The organism is Streptococcus sp. 4886 (genome assembly GCF_013276485.1).
Lineage (GTDB): Bacteria > Bacillota > Bacilli > Lactobacillales > Streptococcaceae > Streptococcus.
Map to the genome: position 1 here is coordinate 173,544 of NZ_VMLD01000014.1, position 15,984 is coordinate 189,527.

At 40.9% G+C, this 15,984-nt stretch carries 15 protein-coding genes; 1 reads left to right on the top strand and 14 read right to left on the bottom strand.

The genetic code is table 11. The features are described 5' to 3' along the window. Positions 1-33 precede the first annotated feature (33 nt). The 6 genes from brnQ to HT679_RS07405 all read right to left on the bottom strand — a co-directional run bounded on the left by brnQ (position 34) and on the right by HT679_RS07405 (position 4,675). A complete protein-coding gene (gene brnQ, locus HT679_RS07380; protein ID WP_173213877.1) occupies positions 34-1,359 on the bottom strand; it encodes a branched-chain amino acid transport system II carrier protein in 1,326 nt (441 codons plus the stop codon). A gap of 171 nt (positions 1,360-1,530) precedes the next feature. After that, positions 1,531-1,818, bottom strand: a complete 288-nt coding sequence (locus HT679_RS07385) for a rhodanese-like domain-containing protein (RefSeq protein ID WP_173213879.1) — start codon at positions 1,816-1,818, stop codon at positions 1,531-1,533. 10 nt (positions 1,819-1,828) lie between these two features. Beyond that, on the bottom strand, positions 1,829-2,020 hold the full coding sequence (locus HT679_RS11395; RefSeq protein ID WP_240149584.1) for a chlorohydrolase: 192 nt from the start codon (positions 2,018-2,020) through the stop codon (positions 1,829-1,831). Between the two features lie 3 nt (positions 2,021-2,023). Further along, the gene (locus tag HT679_RS07395) at positions 2,024-2,602 is read right to left on the bottom strand and encodes a uracil-DNA glycosylase family protein (RefSeq protein ID WP_173213881.1); all 579 of its coding nucleotides are present in this window, start codon (positions 2,600-2,602) and stop codon (positions 2,024-2,026) included. 53 nt (positions 2,603-2,655) lie between these two features. Beyond that, positions 2,656-4,056 carry a dipeptidase PepV gene (gene pepV / locus HT679_RS07400; RefSeq protein WP_173213883.1) on the bottom strand — a complete coding sequence of 467 codons (1,401 nt, stop codon included), beginning with the start codon at positions 4,054-4,056 and terminating at the stop codon, positions 2,656-2,658. A 13-nt stretch (positions 4,057-4,069) separates the two neighbouring features. After that, positions 4,070-4,675 (bottom strand): nitroreductase family protein, encoded by a 606-nt coding sequence (locus tag HT679_RS07405; RefSeq protein ID WP_173213885.1) that lies wholly within the window; start codon positions 4,673-4,675, stop codon positions 4,070-4,072. 172 nt (positions 4,676-4,847) lie between these two features. On the opposite strand from HT679_RS07405, the gene HT679_RS07410 reads away from it, so the two are divergent. Further along, positions 4,848-5,648 (top strand): amino acid ABC transporter substrate-binding protein, encoded by an 801-nt coding sequence (locus HT679_RS07410; RefSeq protein WP_101514738.1) that lies wholly within the window; start codon positions 4,848-4,850, stop codon positions 5,646-5,648. Positions 5,649-5,818: 170 nt separating this feature from the next. On the opposite strand, the gene HT679_RS07415 is transcribed toward HT679_RS07410, so the two are convergent. From HT679_RS07415 to HT679_RS07450, 8 genes are all read right to left on the bottom strand, one after another. After that, positions 5,819-6,652 carry a metallophosphoesterase family protein gene (locus HT679_RS07415; RefSeq protein WP_173213887.1) on the bottom strand — a complete coding sequence of 278 codons (834 nt, stop codon included), beginning with the start codon at positions 6,650-6,652 and terminating at the stop codon, positions 5,819-5,821. Further along, the gene (gene uvrC, locus HT679_RS07420) at positions 6,642-8,489 is read right to left on the bottom strand and encodes an excinuclease ABC subunit UvrC (RefSeq protein WP_049513191.1); all 1,848 of its coding nucleotides are present in this window, start codon (positions 8,487-8,489) and stop codon (positions 6,642-6,644) included. The genes HT679_RS07415 and uvrC overlap by 11 nt, the downstream gene beginning before the upstream one ends. 38 nt (positions 8,490-8,527) lie before the next feature. After that, complete coding sequence (locus HT679_RS07425; protein WP_049513189.1) at positions 8,528-9,229, bottom strand: M57 family metalloprotease; 702 nt, start codon at positions 9,227-9,229, stop codon at positions 8,528-8,530. Positions 9,230-9,307: 78 nt separating this feature from the next. Next, entirely contained in the window at positions 9,308-10,540 is a 1,233-nt protein-coding gene (murN, locus tag HT679_RS07430) for a peptidoglycan bridge formation alanyltransferase MurN (protein WP_049513187.1), read from the bottom strand. Positions 10,541-10,544: 4 nt separating this feature from the next. Continuing rightward, positions 10,545-11,765 carry an aminoacyltransferase gene (locus tag HT679_RS07435; RefSeq protein ID WP_050111454.1) on the bottom strand — a complete coding sequence of 407 codons (1,221 nt, stop codon included), beginning with the start codon at positions 11,763-11,765 and terminating at the stop codon, positions 10,545-10,547. Positions 11,766-11,876: 111 nt separating this feature from the next. Then, positions 11,877-12,656 (bottom strand): alpha/beta hydrolase family protein, encoded by a 780-nt coding sequence (locus tag HT679_RS07440; protein ID WP_050083937.1) that lies wholly within the window; start codon positions 12,654-12,656, stop codon positions 11,877-11,879. A gap of 66 nt (positions 12,657-12,722) precedes the next feature. After that, positions 12,723-14,384, bottom strand: a complete 1,662-nt coding sequence (locus HT679_RS07445; protein WP_000065626.1) for a ribonuclease J — start codon at positions 14,382-14,384, stop codon at positions 12,723-12,725. Between the two features lie 363 nt (positions 14,385-14,747). Beyond that, positions 14,748-15,965 carry a tyrosine-type recombinase/integrase gene (locus tag HT679_RS07450; protein WP_001291561.1) on the bottom strand — a complete coding sequence of 406 codons (1,218 nt, stop codon included), beginning with the start codon at positions 15,963-15,965 and terminating at the stop codon, positions 14,748-14,750. Between the last annotated feature and the right edge of the window lie 19 nt (positions 15,966-15,984).

Consider the following 15,984-nt stretch of genomic DNA (forward strand, 5'->3'; position numbering starts at 1 on the left):
CTGTAGACTTGACTACAAAAGTGAATTTAGTGATTATTCCATTTCAAAAACATCGCTTTCTTGCTTGTTTGGCAGAACCAATGAGAGCAAGATTCCGACAATAGCTGGTACCAACCATGGGAGAGATGCCTTGGCAAAAGGAAGAGTGTTGACAAGGTTTGCAAGAAACTCAACCTTAAACGAGCTTCCTAGTACGCTTGCAATAGCAATAGCTGTAACCACAGCAATTGTCAACTGCATACCTGGTTTTGAAAGGGCCACAAATTTGTTCACAATGACAATCATAACGATAGCAATCGTGATTGGGTACAAGATAACCAGTACTGGAATTGAGTACTTGATAATCGCATCAAGACCCAAATTAGCAATGGCAAATCCAATCAAGGTAAAGGCTGTAGCATAAACCTTATAGCTGATTTGTGGGAAGCGCTCATTAAAGAACTCAGCTGTAGACACAATCAAACCAACTGTTGTTGTGAAGCAGGTTACGGTAACCATAGCTGCAAGGAAGAGTTGAGCTGTTGAGCCAAATATTTCTTGAGTGGCTTGTGACAAGATGTAAACACCTGGTGTTCCACCCTTCATAGCCTCAGTTGGTACTGGGAAATGATTTCCAAGGAATCCTAAACCGATGTAAAGAGCGCTAAAGGCAAGGGCTACAACGATACCAACGACCCAAATAGTTGAAATGTATTCTTTCTTACTTGAAAATCCAAGTTGTTTCAAGGTTTGAACTGCGATTACGCTAAAGGCAACTGAAGCAAGGGCGTCCAAGGTATTGTAACCTTCTAGGAAACCTGTCCCAAAGGCAGAAGCTTGATAAGCAGCTGAAGCAGCTTGAGGACTTGTTCCACCATATTTGATAGCTCCTAGAACAACCAAGATAACAATCAAAATCGCAAAGACTGGCGTTAAGATACGGCCGATACGGTCTAAGATTTTTGATGGATTAAGTGAGATTAGATAGGCTGCTACAAAATACAGAACCGTAAAGACAATCAAGCCAAGACCTTTATTTGCATCCGACAAAAGAGGGCTAATCCCTACCTCGTAAGCTGTTGTCGCAGTACGTGGGATGGCAAAGAATGGACCAATTGACAAGTAAAGAACTGAGAGGTAAAGAGTCGCAAACCAAGGTGCTATCTTTGTTGAAATCTCGTAGATATATCCTTTAGGATTTAGCGTTCCAATAATAAGAGTCAAGACGGCGATACCGACACCTGAAAAGACAAAACCTGCGATGGCAGGAAGAAAATGTTCTCCAGATAGAGCACCCAGAGAAGGCGGAAAAATCAAGTTCCCCGCACCAAAAAATATTCCAAACAAGAGCAAACCTGTTAGGGCACCTTTTTTAGCCATGAAAATCTCCTTCATATTTATAAAATACTGACTTAGTATATCATGAATAAGAGTATGAAAAAAGTATCACGAAGTAAATATTGAATGTTTTCAAGATTCTCAAAAATGAGAATTATCTAAAAATAAAACTCTCCTACCCAGTCCACACCAAGCAGGAGAAAATTCTTACGTTTAGAGTTCTTCAAAGGCAGTCATACCACCTTGTACATTGATAACCTCATAACCCTGTTCTGCTAGAAATTGACAAGCACGCACCGATCTCATTCCAGATTTGCAAATAACATAATGTAACTGGTCCTTGTCCAACTGATCATAGGTATCAGCCAGTTGACTCAGAGGAAGGTTCTGAGCGCCTTCTAAGTGAAGAGCTTTAAACTCATCCACTTCTCTCACGTCCACTAGAGAAAGTTGGTCGTTTTGGTAAAGCTGGTAAAATGCGTCAAAAGTAATTTCTTTCAATCTTTTTCTCCTAATACTCTTCGAAAATCTCTTCAAACCACGTCAGCGTCGCCTTACCGTGCGTATGGTTACTGACTTCGTCAGTTCTATCCACAACCTCAAAACTGTGTTTTGAGCTGACTTCGTCAGTTCTATCCACAACCTCAAAACTGTGTTTTGAGCAGCCTGCGGCTAGCTTCCTAGTTTGCTCTTTGATTTTCATTGACTATAAAATAGTTTTAATTCTTTTTTTCAACTCTGGCACCACTTCTGCCTCAAACCAAGGATTTTTGGCCATCCAGATTTGATTTCGTGGTGAGGGGTGAACTAGTGGAAAATAGGTTGGCAAGTAGTTCTGGTAATGTTTTACCCGTTCTGTCACCTTGCCACTGATTTTTTCCTGTAAATAGTAGGCTTGGGCATACTGGCCAATCAAGAGGGTCAACTGAATATCGGGTAATTCTTGCAAGAGCTGCGGATGCCATTTTTCTGCAAACCCAGTTCTCGGTGGCAGGTCACCTGACTTACCATGCCCTGGAAAGTAAAAATCCATAGGCAGAACAGCAAAATATCCTGAATTGTAAAAGGTATCTTCATCCACACCTAGCCACTCCCGCAAACGATCACCACTTTTGTCCTTCCAGTAAAGGCCTGCTTCTTGGGTTTTAAGACCAGGCGCTTGACCGATGATATTGATGCGAGCAGTCTTTGGCGCTGCAAAGAGAGGTTCGATTCCGCGTTCTGTATAGCTGGCATTTTGTGGATCTGACATAATAGCCTGCTTGATTCTTTCAATTTGAGACATCTACTTTCCCTCCAAAAAGAAGTCTAAGCATACAATCTCAGACTTCTATCGTTTTATTTGATCAATTCATAAATAGCTTCGGCATAAATTGCTGCTGCTCGGAAGAGATCATCCAAGGCGATAAATTCATTGGCTTGGTGCATGGTGTCAATTGAGTCTGGGAACATGGCACCGTAGGCAACTCCGCGTTCGAGCAAACGACCAAAGGTTCCACCACCGATAACTTGCTCGTGACCTTTAAGTCCAGTTTGTTTTTCATAGACATTCAACAAGGTTTGCACAAGTGGATCTTCCATTGGCACATAGTGAGGCGTATGACCATGTTCAGAAAGGCTAACAGAAGCAACTGGCAAGTTTTCAAGGACTGACTTGATTTGTTCTGGACTTGTTCCTTTTGGATAGCGGATGTTAAGGGCAATGGTATTGTCAGCACTTGTTTCATCGAAGCGGAAGACACCCGCATTCATAGAAAGGGCACCCATCTTTTCATCCACATGAGCAATCTTGAGATTTTCACCCTCATGGTCGTTCAAGAGAATTTTACCAGCGATGTCAAGGTAGTCTTTGGCCGGACCAGCAAAGTCAAACTGGCTGAGGAAGAGAGCTAGGTAAGTAGCACCATTAACACCTGAAGCAGGCATAGCACCATGGGCTGATTTACCAATGATGGTCACCTTGTATTGGCCAGCTTCTTCTTGAATTTCTCCTCTGAGCTTGTGTTCTGCAACAAAAGCATCTAGTTTAGCTTGCAAGTCAGCCAAATCACCTGAAACGACTGCTGTTGCTGATTCAGGTACCATGTTTTCACGTAAACCACCTGTAAAGCTGTGAAGACGGGCTGTACCTGTATTTTCACCTGCAAAATGTAGGTATTCTGTAATATTTCCTTTTTCACCATTGATGATAGGGAATTCAGCGTCTGGAGAGAAACCGAAGTCTGGTTTGGCAAGTCCTACGTGCTCGAAGTAGTAGTCCATGTCTGCCCAGCCTGATTCTTCGTCTGTTCCGACGATGAAGCGAACTTTTTTAGAAGTTGGAAGGCCCAATTCTTTGATGATTTTCAAACCATAGTAACAAGCTGTTGTAGGTCCCTTGTCGTCCGAAGCCCCACGCGCATAAAGGCGACCGTCTTTGATAGTCGGTGTGTAAGGATCTGTATCCCAACCGCTACCAGCAGGAACCACGTCCATGTGGGCAAAGATTCCGAGAACTTCTTCTCCATCACCAAACTCAAAATGTCCTGCGTAGTTATCAACATTTTTAGTTGGGTAGCCATCGCGGTCTGCGATTTCAAGGAATTTTTCCAAGGCTTTTACCGGTCCAGGTCCAAATGGATGTTCAGCATCAACCTTGCTGTCATCACGTTCTGAGTTGATTTCTAAAAGGCTAAACAAGTCAGCCAAGAGATCTTCTTTGCGTTTTTCTACTTCTGCTGTAAAATCAATTGTTGTCATTTCTTTCTTCTTTCTATCTTTTCTCAATGATTTCATCTACTGGCAAGCGGTAACTTGGTTCCAATTTTTCGTCTGTGTATCCCACTGTAATCAAAAGTTCTGGGCGGAAGCGGTCTTCGATATCCAAAACTTCGTTGACTTTTGATTTGTCAAAACCAAGAATCAGATTTGATCCGATTCCCTGATCTGTAAGAGCCAAAACCAAATTCATAGCAACCAAACCTGCATTGAGGGCTAGGTAGTCGCTGACCTGTTGTTCATTGTAACGCGCAAACTCGGCAGGCAAATTTTTCATAAAGTATTGAAGTTGCTCTTCAGAAAAGTTATTAGCACCGCCAACTCGGGCAATCTTACGAGCACGTTTAGCCAAATCTGTGTCTGTAAACAGGGCAATGGTTACAGGCGCTGATGATACCTGTTCAAAGTTTGAACCGTAAGCCAATTTTGCTAGTTCAGCATTTTTCTCACGTACTACCACAAATTTCCAAGGCTGGCTGTTGTGGGCACTTGGTGCCAAGGTTGCAATTTCGATAGCCGTACGCACATCTTTTGGATAAACTGGCTTATCAGTGAAATGCTTAGTCGCATGACGTTTTTTATTTAATTCAAGAAATTTCATAATCGATTTCCTTTTCTAATTCTACTGCTTCCATTCTACCATATTTTGAAAGAGCTTGCAGGGATTTTTCATGATTAAGTTTTTTCTATCACGGACATAAAAGATATATATTGGTTTATCAGGAAAGTTTCTGATAAACTAGCAGATAACTTTACATTTGAATGGAGATATTATGAAAAAATTCAGCCTATTACTAGCCATCATCCCCTTTTTGGTTGCCTGTGGAAATCAAGCTACACCTAAAGAAACCAGCTCTCAAAAGACAATCGTCGTTGCTACAGCTGGCGATGTGCCACCATTTGACTACGAAGACAAGGGCAATCTGACAGGCTTCGATATTGAAGTTCTAAAAGCAGTTGATGAAAAACTCAGCGACTACGAGATTCAATTTCAAAGAACTGCCTGGGAGAGTATCTTCCCAGGACTTGATTCTGGTCACTATCAGGCTGCAGCCAACAACCTGAGTTACACAAAAGAGCGTGCTGAAAAATACCTTTACTCACTTCCAATTTCAAACAATCCCCTCGTCCTCGTCAGCAACAAGAAAAATCCTTTGACTTCACTTGACCAAATCGCTGGTAAAACAACGCAAGAGGATACCGGAACTTCAAACGCTCAATTCATCAATAACTGGAATCAAAAACACACTGATAATCCTGCTACTATCGATTTTTCTGGTGAAGATATCGGCAAACGAATCCTAGACCTCTCTAACGGCGAATTTGATTTCCTCGTTTTTGACAAGGTATCCGTTCAAAAGATTATCAAGGACCGTGGCTTAGACCTTTCTGTGGTTGACTTGTCTTCTACTAATAGTCCTAGCAATTATATCGTTTTCTCAAGTGATCAGAAAGAGTTTAAAGAGCAATTTGATAAAGCACTCAAAGAACTCTACCAAGACGGAACACTCGAAAAACTCAGCAATACCTATCTAGGTGGCTCTTACCTCCCAGATCAATCTCAGTTACAATAATACTCTTCGAAAATCTCTTCAAACCACGTCAGCTTCGCCTTGCCGTACTCAAGTAATGCCTACAGCTTGCTTACTAGTTTGCTCTTTAATTTTCATTGAGTATAAGATATATTAAAAACGATTGGACCAGTCAATCGTTTTTAGTTTGCATTGGTTATTTTAGGAAACTCTTACAAAAAATCAAAAAAATTCTTCACATCTTCTACATACCCATGCTTTTCAATTAAGCTGGTTAAGAGTTCCAGATTGTGCCCCTGATAGTTATCTTCACGACGTAGCTCTTCATACATTTCGATAAAGGGAAGGCCCTTGGACTTGGCCAATTCTAACTCCGCTTCGTAGTCATAAGCGACTTTACGAAATAGGATATTTACCAATTCCCCATCTTCAACTTCTATCACGGCATACTGGGCACGGTGATTTTTTAACGCCTCCCAATTAAAATAGGGCATGCCAATCGACCCTGGATTGATGATTTGTTGCCCTTGACTGCCATAACGAAGCAACTGCTTGTGAACATGACCATAGACTGCCACGTCAACTTCATCATCTAGGAGTTGGTCAAATTTCTCTGTATCATTCTCAACTAGCAAGTCACCACCATAGTTCTTATTTGGCAAATTATGAGAGATAGAAAAGCGCAATCCGTCAATTTCTTTCTTTTCCAGCAAAGGCAAGCTTCGTAGCCAGACAATCGTTGCAGGATCCATTCGCTCCATCAAAAACTGGGTCATGCGCATTGACTGGATTTCTTTCGGATGTTCCAAACCATATTCGCCATCCAAGGCCTCAAGGACACGATCATCCCAATTTCCTCGAACACTGGCTGTGATAGGAAGGTCCTTTAGCAGGGCGACTAAGTCATTTGCGCCTGGACCAGGAAGAAAAATATCTCCCAGAAGCCAGTATTCACTGACCCCTTGATTTTTAGCATCTGCAATCACTGCTTCTAAAGCCGTCGCATTTCCATGAATATCTGATAAAATTGCGATTTTATGTTTCATTGTGGTTTCCTTCCATTTGGTAATCTACTCTTTCTTCTGCCACTTGAGGCAAGGTTTCTGTTTCATGCGGGTTCAACTTGTTTTGCACAGCCTCTGCGACAAGTCTCGGCACTCCAACTTCGACAATCTCATCCACACTGGCTTCCTTGATTTTTGTCAGAGACTTGAAATGCTTCATAAGATTCTGCTTGCGTTTAGGTCCCAGACCGTCAATTCCATCCAGTTGTGATGAAAAGGAATTTTTGGAGCGCAGTTGGCGGTGGAAAGTAATGGCAAAGCGGTGCACCTCATCTTGAATGCGTTGGAGGAGGAAAAATTCCTGAGAATTGCGAGACAACTCCACCACCTCAAGCGGATCTCCAAAGAGCAATTCATGGGTTTGGTGCTTATCATTCTTTTGCAGCCCAGCAATTGGAATATCCAAGCCTAGTTCCTCTTGGATGACTTGCTTGGCAATATTGACTTGACCTTGTCCACCATCAATCACAATCAAATCTGGCGGAGTCAAAGCCTCACGTTGAACTCGGCCATAGCGTCTGCGAATAACCTCACGCATACTAGCATAGTCGTCTGGCCCAACGACAGTCTTGATTTTATACTTACGATAATCCTTCTTACTTGGTTTGCCGTTGACAAAGACCACCATGGCAGAAACAGGGCTAGTTCCCATGATATTGGAGTTATCGAAGGACTCGATGCGAACTGGAGTCGGAATTTGGAGCAAACGACCTAGATTTTCAATAGCTCCTTGGGTCTTTTCGACAGATTTCTCTAGCAGATTAAATTTCTGCTCTAGGCTGACTCGAGCATTCTTTATAGCCAAATTGACCAGTTGCTTTTTCTCGCCACGTTGGGGTTTGAGTACCTTGGTATCCACCAAGGCCTTGACTGCTTCTTGGTCAATATCCTGAGGAATCAATACTTCATTGGGAATCAGGTGAGATTTTTCTTGATAAAATTGTCCCACATAGGTCAAGAAGTCCTCATCCGGATCATTGTAGTAGGGGAAGAAGTTAACATCTCGTTCGATGAGCTTGCCCTGGCGAACAAAGAAAACCTGAACACACATCCAACCCTTGTCTACATAGTAGCCAAAGACATCTCGATTTTGGAGATCCTTAGCCATAACCCGTTGCTTGGTTCGAAGCGTTCCAATAGCCTGAATCAGGTCACGGTATTCCGCTGCACGTTCAAATTCCATAGTCTGGGCTGCCGTTGCCATCTTGCCCTTGAGATCATCAATGATTTTGTCATCCTGCCCTTTCAGAAAATCAGAGACCTCCTGGGCCATGGACTTGAAATAAGCCTCATCCTTCTTACAGATGGTATGGGCCATACATTGACCGATATGGTAGTAAAAGCAGACCTTAGAGGGTGGATTGGTACACTTGCGAAAAGGGAAAATTCGATCCAGCAACCGCTTGATTTCATTGGCTGCCCCCACATCTGGATAAGGTCCAAAGTAGAGACCGCCGTCCTTTTTGACCTGACGGGTAATAATCAAACGAGGATAGCGTTCATTGGTAATCTTGATGAAAGGATAGGACTTATCATCCTTGAGCATGATATTGTACTTGGGCTTGTTTTCCTTAATCAGGTTGATTTCTAGGAGAAGTGCCTCAATATTAGACTCCGTAACGATAAATTCAAAATCCACAATCTCAGACACCAAAGCCTCTGTTTTGGTATCATGACTTCCACGGAAATAGGACCGCACGCGGTTACGCAGATTTTTTGCCTTTCCTACATAGATAATGGTGCCGTTTTTATCCTTGTGAATGTAGCAACCAGGGCTGGTCGGCAAGAGCTCTAGTTTTGATTTAATCAAGTTGTTCATAATTCCATTATAGCAAAAAAGTAGGGAAAGATAGTCCCCTACTCATTGGTCTCATATAATTTTCGAAGTCTTTCAACATCCTCTTCCTGAATACCATAAAAGGAACCTGCAGGTTGCATCACAGACTTCTCATCTGTATGGTCCAAGCCAATCGCATGCCCCAACTCATGTTCTGCCGTATGGACAATGCGCTCATATGAATAGCCATAGTTAGGATTGGACAGATAATAGTGATTCAACCGCACCGTTACGGATAAGAATTGCCCTGTTAAGAGATTGGTCTGACTTTCCGCCTCTCCTGCCACAGGAGTGTTTCCATCGTTCATCTCCGTAGCCGTAATATCTGCCTTGCTGGCCTCAGTCACGAGTTCAAAATTAAAAGCACCAGTTTGATTCCAATTCTGGATTGCTTCTAAATAAGCTTCTTGAAAGCGTGAATCCATCTGGGGATCCAAGTAAATACGAGCAGAAGCCTGCGGCCACCTTCCTTCAGAATGTTGATGGCTATCTGTCTGGTTCAACTTAGGCAGTTGCCCTGTTTTTTCCCATTGGTCGATACTTTGTTGACCAATCTTGACTGACCGTTCTGCTTGCTTCAGCGCACCTTGAAAATCACCGTTCAGATACCAGAGAAAACCAAAAGCAAGAGCGCATAAGAAAACAACTATCCAAACCAGGCGCCAAAACAAACGCCACACAAAAGAAAAGAAAGCCCCTATCAAACGAAAAAGCCAGCGCATATCCTTCCACCTTTCTAGCAAATAAAGACTATTTTACTAAAACAAGCTGAAAGAAAACTAAATACTAGCTTTTTCATCTTAACGTCCTAATATTTTTTTGAATAACTGGATAGTTTTGTATTTTAAAGGCGATGGATGATAACGGAAAGTTCCTGCTTTACGTACAATATAGCCATTAAAATTTTGTTTAAAACGCAAAACACCATCACTTCCATCAAAAATCCCTTGAATCCCTAGGAAGTTATATTTAGGTATTCCACGTTTTATGCTTTCCAACATAATATATTTTTGAAGCAGTGCAGGGGCATAGAACTTATTAAACTCAGTGTAGGAACCACTAAAGAGGTAAGTCGTTTCCTGAGGCATATAAACAAATAAACTCCCGGCTAAAACAATATCTTCTTCTCCATATTTTTCAATCAAGTCTCGCGCTTCTGCTTTTCGAACTTCAAACGTTTCAAATTGACTAGAATATTCTCTCAGTTGATTTTGTTTTTTCTCAGAATGAGGATTTTTACTCAAATCAAGTCGCAACTTATCCAAGATTTCTTCTAGTTTACTTTGTTCACCTTGCAATTTGCTCATATAGTCCGAAAAATTTAAGCTTGCTATGAGAAACTCCGCTTGTTCTCCAAAAGCATCATAAAAATGCTCATAGTATTCTAAACTTTTATCACTATATTCTCTACGTTCAGAGGTTTCTTTTGTGATGTTCTTAAAAATTGATAACTCTTCACGTTTTAACTTTTTCAACCGAATGCCAAAGGTTTCAGCCTTTTTCACCAAGGGTTTCCCTTTTTTGCTAAAACTTTTAAGCAAGTTCTTTTCAGTTAATTCTGTCAAATCCTTATAATATAACCAATCCGGCTCTCCACCTGGATAACCCGTTGTCAATCCATCAAATTGATAACCTAAATCAGTCAAACCTTGAATCATACTTTTTTTCTCAGCATCTATTGAATTACCTTGGCTATCAAAAGTTTGATAAGTTTCATAAGGTTTTACAAGCAACTCTAATACACCATTTTGCTTGGCATATTCTTTTAACTCCGCATAAAAAACTGGAAGAGCATCTTGTTGGGTATAAATCGGCCCCGAATTGATCTCCATATGCAGACCACCCAGCATGGGCAAGCTATAAACCAGAGCTGCAACTTGAATCTCTCCTTCTTGTTTCAAAGCAAGATAAACAATTCGAGCCCCTCTTTTTTCTAGCAAATCCCCCATCTGGACAGATTGCATAAAGGAACGAGAAGAAACCTGATCAGAATAAGCCTGAAACTCTTCTTTCGTGAGTGTAATTAGTGCCATATACTTACTTTCTATGTTTTTTTCTTAATGTTTTACGGAAATCAAGAGCAAGTCTTAACAGAGGATAGAGAGGATGAGTGGGCATTGTAAATTCACCCAAATATTCTTCAATCGTTGGATTAAATTTTTCCTTAAAATGATAAAGACCACCATTGAGAGAGTTTTCAACACCACCTAAATTTTGCCAGACCATACCTCGCTCAAAGGTATAGCGAGCCGTTTCATACCAAGTTAAAATCGGAGCATTGTAACGTTTAAAAGCATCATCCATACCAGCATATAGATTGACAGAGGTAGTACCAAATTCCAAACTCAAAGTAGCCGCTAAGGGAACTCTCGCTTGACCTGCATCTATATATTCCTGCAGGAAAGTCAATTCCTCTAACAAACGTTCTTTTTCCTTCTTCTGCGCTTCTACTTTTGAAGTGCGAGTCGACTCAGTAAAGGTCTCTTCCAAGGCTCTATTTTTCGCCAACTGTTCTTCTAATTCTTGCGAACGTTTAGAGACATCCAAGGTTGCCAAGGTGATGTAGGCCTTGTCCTTAAAATTATCTAACAATTTTTTATAATAGGCTTCATTCCTCAAATGAATCTCTTTCCGCTTCTCGGTTTTTTTCATCAAAAAGGAAAAAGACTCCAATAATTCAGTTCCGCCAAATTGAATCTCTACCCCCTTATTCCGTGCTGTTCGAATAGCCTGTTTTGTTGATTTAGAAAGTTTATCTTCTTCAAAATTTTCTTTATATATTTTCGCCTGAATACGAGGCTGAATGGTGTCATCCATTTCGGTTGTCCGCCCAGACCACTTCACTCCTAATTGCCCTAAAATCTCAACAATAGAAAGTTTTTCAGGATATTCTGTTTTATCTTGATTAACCAAATGTTGAGATAGACAAATACTTGGATCGAAAGTCACAAAAACCGCTCTCTTACTGCGAGCATAAGACTTAATGGACTGAATGACAAAACTCAAAAGTTCCGTATCCCCATAATCCAATATGGGTCCTCTTGGGACGTAAAACATTTTATAGCCTAGCGGAAGAGCTCTAATCAAAATACTAGCTGTCGCCAGTAATTTTTCTTCCCTGTAAACACCAAACTTCTCATGTTCCCAGTCAGACTTAACTTCCTCCCAAGCACTGCTTTGTAATACATTGCCTAATTCATGGTCTTTGACAAACTGATCATATTCTAATGCGGGAATGCCAATTTGATAACGGTACATTTCCTACTCTCTTTCCTCCAGTATCTTATTACTATTCTACTACTTTCGCTTGAAAAGTCTAGTGAAAACATATTTTATTTTAGTCCTACTCCCCCTATGCTGAAGTTCAAACTAAGTCAATCTCTCTTCTAATTTGAAATCAATCGGTAGGGTTGCTAAAAAACGTTCCAATTGTTTTTCCCAATAATACCACTCGTGAGTTCCAGCGCTATGGCTATAGGTCACATCAAAACCTAGTTTTTTGAGATTTTTCACTGCGAGATTATTGGCTTCATACAAGAAATCCTGCTCGCCACACCAAGCCCAGAGCTTGGTCTTTTTATCCGATTTTTTAGCCAGACTTTCAAGAGAATAGGGGCTAGCTGTCCAATCTTTAATCTCCCCAAACACACCTCTCCAATAAGCCGGTGTTCCCAAATCTTGGCTTTCAGGAGAAAAATCTTGAAAGCTAAGAGCACCTGAAAAACTAGCTGCATGAGAAAAACAATTTGTAGCAAGAGCCAATTTGAAACAGCCATAGCCTCCCATAGAGAGACCAGCGATAAAGGTCTTTTCACGCTTGCTAGTCATGTTAGGGAAGAAGCGTTTTAAAACCTCTGGCAATTCCTCTGCTAGAGCTGTGTAATAGTCAAAACCATATTGGGTATCGGTGTACCAACCGTTGCTGGTATTAGGCATGACAACGATGAGATTGGTTCCTCGAAGCAAGCGTTCTACATTGGTCCGCTTGAGCCAGCTATTATGGTTGCCAGACATCCCATGCAAGAGGTACAAGACGGGAATATCTTTACAATCTGGTTCTTCCACTCGATTGGCATCGGGGTAAAGAACATTCACTCCCCACTCCATATCCAAAACTTGTGAGTAATACTCGATTTTCATTACTGCCATAATTTTTCCTCTATTTTTCTATAAGAAAAAGCCGAAACTCGACTTTCTCCCTGTTTATTTCAACGATTATTTTGCTTCCATGACTACTGGTAAAATAGCTGGACGACGTTTGGTTTGGTCAAAGAGATACTTGGTAAGATTATCACGAACCTTCCCTTTAAGGTCTGCCCAGTCAAAGTCATCTCCTTGAAGATAGTCTTCTACCGTTTGATTAATCAATTCTGAACTTTCACGGAGAATATCGCGACTCTTCTTGAGATAAACAAATCCACGCGTGTGAACACGAGCCTTGGCCACAATTTTCTTCTCACGACGGTTAACGGTGATTGCGACGATGAAAATTCCATCTTCTGACAAGACCTTACGATCACGAAGAACCACATTTCCAACATCACCGATAGCATTCCCGTCAATCAAGACATCCCCTGCTGAAACTGCGCCAGCCGGGACAAAGTCCCCATTCTCATAAGCCATGCTGGTTCCCTTTTTAGGGATGAAAATGCGTTCTGGCAACATACCTACTGCCATAGCAGCCTTAGCATGGGCATCCAACTCGCGGTATTCCCCTTGAATTGGGAAGAGATACTTAGGTTGCAAGAGATTGATCATCAACTGCAAATCACGCGCATTTCCGTGCCCTGATACATGTAAACTTTGGGTAATCAATTTGACAACCCCTCCTGCCTGATAAATCATATTTTCCACACGCGCAACGAAGGCTTCTTTAGCAATAGACGGAGCCGTAGCAATATAGACCAGGTCCCCATCCTTGATTTCTACATAACGATGGCGACCAATCGACATCTTACGAAGTCCATTGATAGGTTCACCCATACGACCTGTCTCAAGAATAATCAACTCATGGTCTTCAAAGCGAGACATATCTTTCGGCTTAATCAAGAGAATTTCGTTGGCTAAAGACAACTTCTTGAGACGAATCGCTGTGCGGACGATATTTTCAATATCAAATCCTGTCAAGACGATACGTCGACCTGTTTTATCCGCAGCGTCAAAAATCTGCTGGATACGAGAAAGGTTACTGGAAACAGCTGCAACGATGATACGACCTTCCCAGTCAGCAATGGTTTGGGTAATTTCATCTCTAACTTCACTTTCACTAGCCACCTGAATATTGCTGTCCGCATTGGCCGAATCACTGAGGAGAGCCAGGACGCCGTCACGACCGATTTCTGCCAAACGAGCGAAGTCTGTCGCATAGGATTCACTAGCTGTCTGGTCAAATTTGAAGTCACCTGTATAAACGATGCTCCCTTCAGCTGTCTTCAAGACAATTCCCAGGCTCTCTGGAACGGAGTAAGTCGTAGGGAAGAAGGAAACCACTGTCCCACCAAAATCAATCTCCGTATCTTCATCAATAACATGAAAATCATTAAATTTCTTGACTGCGTCATTTCCTTTGACAAAGAGTTTTGCCAACTCAATGGTCAACTCAGAGCCAAATACAGGTACCTTGGCTTCAGCCAAGAGATAAGGCAGAGCACCAATAGCATCTGCATGTCCGTGAGTTAAAAATACCCCAGCAATTCGATCTTTATTTTCAAAAAGGTAGTCCATCTTTGGAATCACCACATCGACCCCTAATTGTTCATTTTCGGGATATTTTAACCCTGCATTCAAAACAAAAATGGACTCTCCAATTTCAGCAATGTACATATTTTTCCCATTTTCACGTACACCACCAAGTGTTGTTAAACTAATATTACTCATTTTTCCTCCAAAATCTTAGTTTATCTTGATTATAGGGTTGCTTACCCTCTTATTCTAAAAGCACTATTACTGTTAGCCGAATCTTTTCCTACCATTATACCATTTTTTTGATGATTTTCAAAATGAAGATTTGTTTTCAAAAAAGAGCTGGTTTCCCAACTCTTTCCTATGATCTACTCTTTTTCCATTAAACAAAGTATAAATTTCTAATTATCTTTTTATATTTTCTTAAATGCTCGTAAAGCCTTATTCTATGTGCTTTCGAGTATTTTTACTGTAGGAAGATACTTCACGTTTCTTTGCATATTTCCTCATGTCTTAGCTGTCAGAAGTGGTAAATAAGTAGTAAATTCATTTGTACTACTAAGCAACAAGACGCTCCTGTTGCTTCTCTTTATTCAAGCGTTTCATTTCTGCCATTGCAGAATCGAATGTTGCATGTGCGTAATAGTTCAGCGTCATGGCTATATTAGCATGTCCCATAATGTACTGTAATGCCTTTGGATTCATTCCTGCATTTGCATAGTTGGTACAGAATGTATGTCGCAAACTATGTGGAGTGATGTGTGGCAATTTATCCTCGTTATACTTATTGTATTTCTTAACAAGACCTTTCATCATGCCGTTGTAATCACTTGCCACTTTTGGATAGTTCTTTCTATTAAGAAAGAGGAAATCACTATATCCATCAATCTCAACACGCTTATCATTCTTTCGATTCGCTAACACTCGCTTAAATGCTTGATAGGCTTCTTCAACCATAGGAACTTGACGTTCGCCACTTTTGGTCTTTGGTGTTTCAATGTAGTACCCAATTTCAGTATCTCTCAATAGCTGATGGTCTATATTGACAAGACGATTCTCAAAATCTAAATCTGGAAGTGTCAAACCACCAAACTCTGAAATACGAAGACCTGTTTTTAAGAGTATCAGAATTTCATCATAATTTTTGCTGTAGGTTTTATCAGCTTTTGCAAAGGCTAACAGTTTTTCTTCCTGTTCTTCTGTTAGTACGGTCTTAGGGACAGTATCATCATCAAGAACTGCTTTCAGTTGAAAGTCAAATGGATTCTTCCGAACACAATCATCTTGTATAGCAATATAGAATGAAGCCTTTAAAGAACGTTTGTAGTTATTGATGGTTTGATAAGCATAACCATTTTCACTCATTCTAATAGCCCATTCTTTAGCGTCTGATGGCTTAATACTGTCAATACTTCTTACACCTAACTTGTCTTTCTTCAAAATATCCATAAGATATTTGCGTCCAGTTTCAGTGTTTTTTCTAACCTTTGGTCTTTGAGCGTTCTGTTTTGCGTAAAGCTGGCAGAGTGTCATTTTCTTTCCTACAACATCAATACCATCATGAATGTCTTTCTGTAACTCTGCGATTTTCTCTCTAAGTGAGATACAATCACGCTTTCCTGCTGGTACTCGGTCTGTAGCCACAAGTTTCCACGAGTAAACAAATTGCGGTTCTCCAAATGAATCTATATATTTGTATAAGTATCTTCCGTCTTTTCGTTGGCTCTCTCCAGTCTTTAAGATTCGACCTTTATTGTCACGTCTTTTTTCTGACATGGCATTTGCTCCTTTCCTT

Coding starts and splice junctions, on each gene's coding strand:
- brnQ (WP_173213877.1), bottom strand. CDS start 1,359: ATGGCTAAAAAAGGTGCCCTAACAGGTTTGCTCTTGTTTGGAATATTT.
- HT679_RS11395 (WP_240149584.1), bottom strand. CDS start 2,020: ATGAAAATCAAAGAGCAAACTAGGAAGCTAGCCGCAGGCTGCTCAAAA.
- HT679_RS07395 (WP_173213881.1), bottom strand. CDS start 2,602: ATGTCTCAAATTGAAAGAATCAAGCAGGCTATTATGTCAGATCCACAA.
- pepV (WP_173213883.1), bottom strand. CDS start 4,056: ATGACAACAATTGATTTTACAGCAGAAGTAGAAAAACGCAAAGAAGAT.
- HT679_RS07405 (WP_173213885.1), bottom strand. CDS start 4,675: ATGAAATTTCTTGAATTAAATAAAAAACGTCATGCGACTAAGCATTTC.
- HT679_RS07410 (WP_101514738.1), top strand. CDS start 4,848: ATGAAAAAATTCAGCCTATTACTAGCCATCATCCCCTTTTTGGTTGCC.
- HT679_RS07415 (WP_173213887.1), bottom strand. CDS start 6,652: ATGAAACATAAAATCGCAATTTTATCAGATATTCATGGAAATGCGACG.
- uvrC (WP_049513191.1), bottom strand. CDS start 8,489: ATGAACAACTTGATTAAATCAAAACTAGAGCTCTTGCCGACCAGCCCT.
- HT679_RS07425 (WP_049513189.1), bottom strand. CDS start 9,229: ATGCGCTGGCTTTTTCGTTTGATAGGGGCTTTCTTTTCTTTTGTGTGG.
- murN (WP_049513187.1), bottom strand. CDS start 10,540: ATGGCACTAATTACACTCACGAAAGAAGAGTTTCAGGCTTATTCTGAT.
- HT679_RS07435 (WP_050111454.1), bottom strand. CDS start 11,765: ATGTACCGTTATCAAATTGGCATTCCCGCATTAGAATATGATCAGTTT.
- HT679_RS07440 (WP_050083937.1), bottom strand. CDS start 12,656: ATGGCAGTAATGAAAATCGAGTATTACTCACAAGTTTTGGATATGGAG.
- HT679_RS07445 (WP_000065626.1), bottom strand. CDS start 14,384: ATGAGTAATATTAGTTTAACAACACTTGGTGGTGTACGTGAAAATGGG.
- HT679_RS07450 (WP_001291561.1), bottom strand. CDS start 15,965: ATGTCAGAAAAAAGACGTGACAATAAAGGTCGAATCTTAAAGACTGGA.